The organism is Treponema sp. R6D11 (assembly GCF_054786075.1).
Genome location: NZ_BDHD01000130.1, coordinates 1 through 4,904 on the forward strand (window position 1 = coordinate 1; position 4,904 = coordinate 4,904).

At 37.5% G+C, this 4,904-nt stretch carries 4 protein-coding genes; all 4 read left to right on the forward strand.

Translation table 11 applies throughout. The annotated features are described in order from the left end of the window. Positions 1 to 26 precede the first annotated feature (26 nt). Positions 27 to 2,366 carry a UPF0182 family protein gene (locus ACYVTD_RS09690; protein ID WP_461247576.1) on the forward strand — a complete coding sequence of 780 codons (2,340 nt, stop codon included), beginning with the start codon at positions 27 to 29 and terminating at the stop codon, positions 2,364 to 2,366. 14 nt (positions 2,367 to 2,380) lie between these two features. Next, entirely contained in the window at positions 2,381 to 3,127 is a 747-nt protein-coding gene (gene nadE, locus ACYVTD_RS09695) for an NAD(+) synthase (RefSeq protein WP_461247574.1), read from the forward strand. 159 nt (positions 3,128 to 3,286) lie between these two features. Next, entirely contained in the window at positions 3,287 to 3,661 is a 375-nt protein-coding gene (locus ACYVTD_RS09700) for a MarR family winged helix-turn-helix transcriptional regulator (protein ID WP_461247577.1), read from the forward strand. A gap of 1 nt (position 3,662) precedes the next feature. Continuing rightward, the coding region (locus ACYVTD_RS09705) for an ABC transporter permease (protein WP_461247575.1) at positions 3,663 to 4,904 on the forward strand (1,242 nt) is incomplete at its 3' end.

The window sequence follows — 4,904 nt, forward strand, 5'->3', positions numbered from 1 at the left end:
AGAAACACGCGCTATACAGTTCACTAATCTTTGGTCTCTTCTTCTCAATTGCTTCCTTCAAACAACTTTCAAAAAACTTTCTATTATTTAAAAACTCAAAATGGTTCGGCACAGCAGACCCTGTCTTCAATCAGGACATAGGCTACTACATATTCAAACGCCCATTCCTACAAAACATATATAATTCTATATTCTGGTTCTTTTTCGTAACCCTAGTCATAACAACAATAATATACCTAATATATTTCATACGTTCCAGCAGAGTGAAAGAATTTTTAAAACGCCATAACGTATTTTTTCACTTGCTCGTTATAATAAGCATGCTGTTTCTTATAAAAGCCATCACATTCAAATTTGTTGCGGAAAATCTATTATATTTGAAAAATAGCAATTTCGTCGGGCTAGGCTTTATCGAAGAAAAAATTTGGATTCCATATTATAAAATTGCTCCATACCTCCTAATAATAGTCTTCATTTCCATAATCCTCTTAGGTTACTATAAAAAACAAAAACTAGCCATCACATTCATATTGCTATACCCAATCTGCTTCATCGCCTTTAGCCTTTCAAGCATTATTGGCAAAGGTTTATATGTCACTCCAAATGAGGCAAATGTCCAATCAAGCTATATAAAAACAAGTATAGATTGGACTCGCAAAGCCTATAACATTGATAACAAACTAACATTTCAGGACTATCCGCTAGAATACAGCCTTTCCCCATCCTCTATCCAAGCGAATCAAGACATTATAAACAATGCCCGCACAACCGATTACAACCAAACCCTAATCGAACTAAACCAAACACAAAGCTTAAAAAATTTTTATACCTTTCAAAACGCAGACATATCATTATATAACATAGACGGAAAGGAAAAGGCAGTATATGTCGCAGCACGTGAAATCGATCAAAATTCCCTGCCGTCCAAAAACTATATCAACACAAAAATGAAATATACTCATGGTTCAGGCGTCGTAATGGCACCAATCAACGAGGTTACAACCGAAGGCGAACCATTAACTATAATCAAAGATTTAGGCGCACGCTCGATCAATGGTGCTCCAGATGTTAGAGAACCTAGAATATACTATGGGGAAAATTTCTCAGGATACGCGGTTGTGGCGACAAAAGACGGCGAATATGATGAAATAACAAACAATTATAAATACCAAGGTGCAGGTGGCATCGAGCTAACACCTTTAAATCGCCTGTTGCTGGGGTTGCGCTACTTTGATGGCAATTTAATATTTTCAAAACAAATCACTTCCACCTCTCGCCTTATGATTAACAGAAACGTTGTCGACCGCGCCCATTCTTGCTTTCCATTCTTAGAAATCGATGATGACGCGCACATAATAATCGATGGGGATGGCAAGCTAAAATGGATTATCGATGGATACACAACATCAGACGCCTTCCCTCTAGCGGCTTCTGTAAACGGAAAAAATTATTATCGTTCTTCTGTCAAAATAGTGATCGATGCATATAACGGCAACGTTTCAGCATATATTATCGACGAATCTGATCCTATAATTATGGCGTATCGCAGCATATATCCAGAAATATTTGCCAAAGACAAACTGCCAGACGACATTGCAAAACACATCCGCTACCCTGAAAAACTATTCGATATCCAAGCAGAAATATTAAAAAAATATAATACAAACGACCCAATAGTTTTCTATCAACAAAACACCCTATGGGAAAGTGCAAAAGAAAAATCCAAAGATGACAAGCCTGAAGAGATGCCATCATACTACACATACTACAACAACGACCTCGTCATCACAAAAGCCTTCACACCATCTGGAAAAGAAAATCTTGTAGCATACCTAACCGCCACAGGCTCTATAAAAAACTATGGTAAACTAACGTGCTATAAATTCCCTAACGCCGAAAGCGTTATTGGCCCATACCAAGTTGAAAATCGCATTGATACAGACGAAAACATATCAGCCAAACTAACCCTTTGGGGGCAAGGCGGTTCATCTATCATACGCGGCAATCTAATTATACTACCAATCAGCAATACACTATTATATATCGAACCAATATATCTAACTTCCGGGGACGAGAAAAAAGTTTCAACCGTTCTTCGCGGAATAATTCTTGCATATGGAGATAAAGTAATAATGGAAGATACCTTGCAAAAAGCTTTGCAAGTCATGTTTGAGTATAAACCTAACACACCTTCCACGCCAACGACCGAACAAAATATCAAAAAAATTATCGACTCCGTTTCTGTTTATTTTGAAGAATATAAAAACAATCTCGCTAAAGGCAAATGGAAAGAAGCTGCAGAAAGTTTGCAAAACTTAGAACAAAGCCTAAAAGATCTATCAGATTATAAAAAAGAAATTAGATAAAAAAGGAGCAAAAAATGTCTTTCGATGCAAAAACAGAACACAGAAGAATCGTAGATTTCATTCGCGAACTCTTCGGCGAATCAACCTTAAAAGCCATAGTTGGCATAAGCGGCGGAAAAGATAGCGCAATAGTCGCAGGTCTCTGTATCGAAGCCTTAGGAAAAGACCGCGTACGCGGAATCCTTCTTCCAAACGGCGAACAAAAGGATATAGACGATTCCCTAGAAATAGTTAACCATCTTGATATTAAATACCAAACAGTAAACATCGCCCCAATATTCGAAGCATATCTCGCGCAGTTTAAAAGTGAGGAGATAGGTGATTCTATAGTAACTAACCTACCTGCCGGAATACGGATGAATATCGAAGCAAACATCGTATCGAAACTCGAGAACGGTCTCATCGCCAACACCTGCAACTTAAGCGAAGAATGGATCGGCTATGCAACAAAATTTGGCGATTCATATGGAGATTTTAGCCCCCTAGCCGACTACACAGTCACAGAAGTCCGTGCAATTGGCAAAGAATGCGCACCAATAAAAGACTTAGAAAGAATAATTTATAAAACTCCTCACGATGGCATGTGTGGAAAATCCGATGAAGAAAAAGTCGGTTTCACATACGATGTCCTTGATAGATACATCCGCGATGGCATCTGCGAAGACGAAAAAATAAGAGAAAAAATTGATACGCTTCATAAAAAAAATCTACACAAAATATTGCCAATGCCGAAATGTGAATATCTAAAAATTTTTCACTAAAAAGTATTGACAAAACAGTTTTGTTGGAGTATAATAGTTAATAGTGTTAATAATTAACAATTATAATCGTCAGGCGGTGATTTTATCAGCAAGATAGAAAAAGCATTTTCGGAACTCGAAAATCTAATGTTTAATAAACGCGGAAATATGATGGAGCAAATGGAACGCGGTTCCAAGGGAGAGCTGTTTATCCTTAAAATTTTAAGCAAAAAAAATATCCCTCTCCTACCTTCTGAAATAAGCGAGACCATGTGCATAAGCCCCGCCCGAATATCAACCGCACTCGGCGCACTAGAAAAAAAGAAACAAATCCACCGAGAGTTAGACACAAATAATCGCAGAAATATTCTAGTAACCATCACAGATCTCGGTCGAGAAAGGCTCCGAGAACATTCAAAAAAAATGCGAAAACATATGATGAACATACTAAACAATATGGGCGAAAAAGACGCATTAGAATACGTTAGACTAACAAAACGCTTTAGCGAAATCGCTAGCGAAATATTTCGAAATAAAAACATAAAGGACATTTAAAATGCCGAAACTTATCAAAAATCTCAAGGGCTTCTGGATTCTCATTATAATTACATTCATCATCCTGGCAGGTCAAGCCTTGTGCGACATCAACCTCCCAAACTATATGAGCAATATAGTGAACAACGGTCTGCAACGTTCCGGAATCGAAGAAATCGCTCCAAAACAAATATCAAAAAACGGATATGAAATCATGTCCATATTTTTCACCACTGAAGAAAAATCAAATCTAGTTGCTTCATATGAAAAAGTTATGGATCCTAAAATCGATGACGACCGTCTTAAGGTAGTTCAAGGCGGCGAAGAACAAGGGGTCTATATATATTATAAAAAGGAAAACTTAACAGAAAAACAAAGCGAAATGTTAGACAAAAGCTTCCAAGAAGCAAGCGGTAGCCTGCTCGTTTGTGTTAAGCAATTATATGCAAATCAAGGTGCAGCTCCTCAAGAAATGAACGCCAGCTTCGAATTAAAAGCTATTGATCTATACAAACTAAAAACAAGCCTTCAAGAGCTTTCTCCTGAACAAATTATAGCAATCCGCGCCGCTGCAGAAAAAATGGACACTCAAATATTATCTGCTATCAATCAAAAAATTAACCTCGCATTCTACGAAGAATTAGGTTTCCAAAAAAACGATCTCCAAAACACATATATAAAAAATGTTGGATATCAAATGTTAACTATAGCTCTAATCTCAGGAATATTAGCCGTCCTTGTTAGTCTCCTTTCTTCAAGAATCGCCTGTGGAGTAGCAAGGAACCTACGAAAAAAAATCTTCGAAAAAGTCAATAAATTTGGTTCAGCAGAGTTCGATAAAATTTCAGTTTCAAGCTTAATCACGAGAGCAACAAACGATATCACGCAAATTCAAATGGTACCTACAATCGGCATACGCATGATATGCTATGCACCATTCATGGCAATCGGCGGATTCACTATGGCTATGCGTCACGCACCTTCCATGGCTTGGATTATCGGGCTGGCAGTCGGCGCCCTGCTGTTGATGCTCTTTTCCCTACTCTTCCTCGTTATTCCAAAATTCAAAATAATTCAAAAACTTATAGATAAAATTAATCTCATCTCAAAAGAACACCTAACCGGTCAAATGATTATCCGCACATTTGGCAACACGGATTTCGAAAAATTCAAGTTCGATAAAGCAAATACCAACCTGATGAAAACAAATAAATTCACTCAACGTATGATGTCGCTCGCTATGCCATATATGTCTTTTATTATG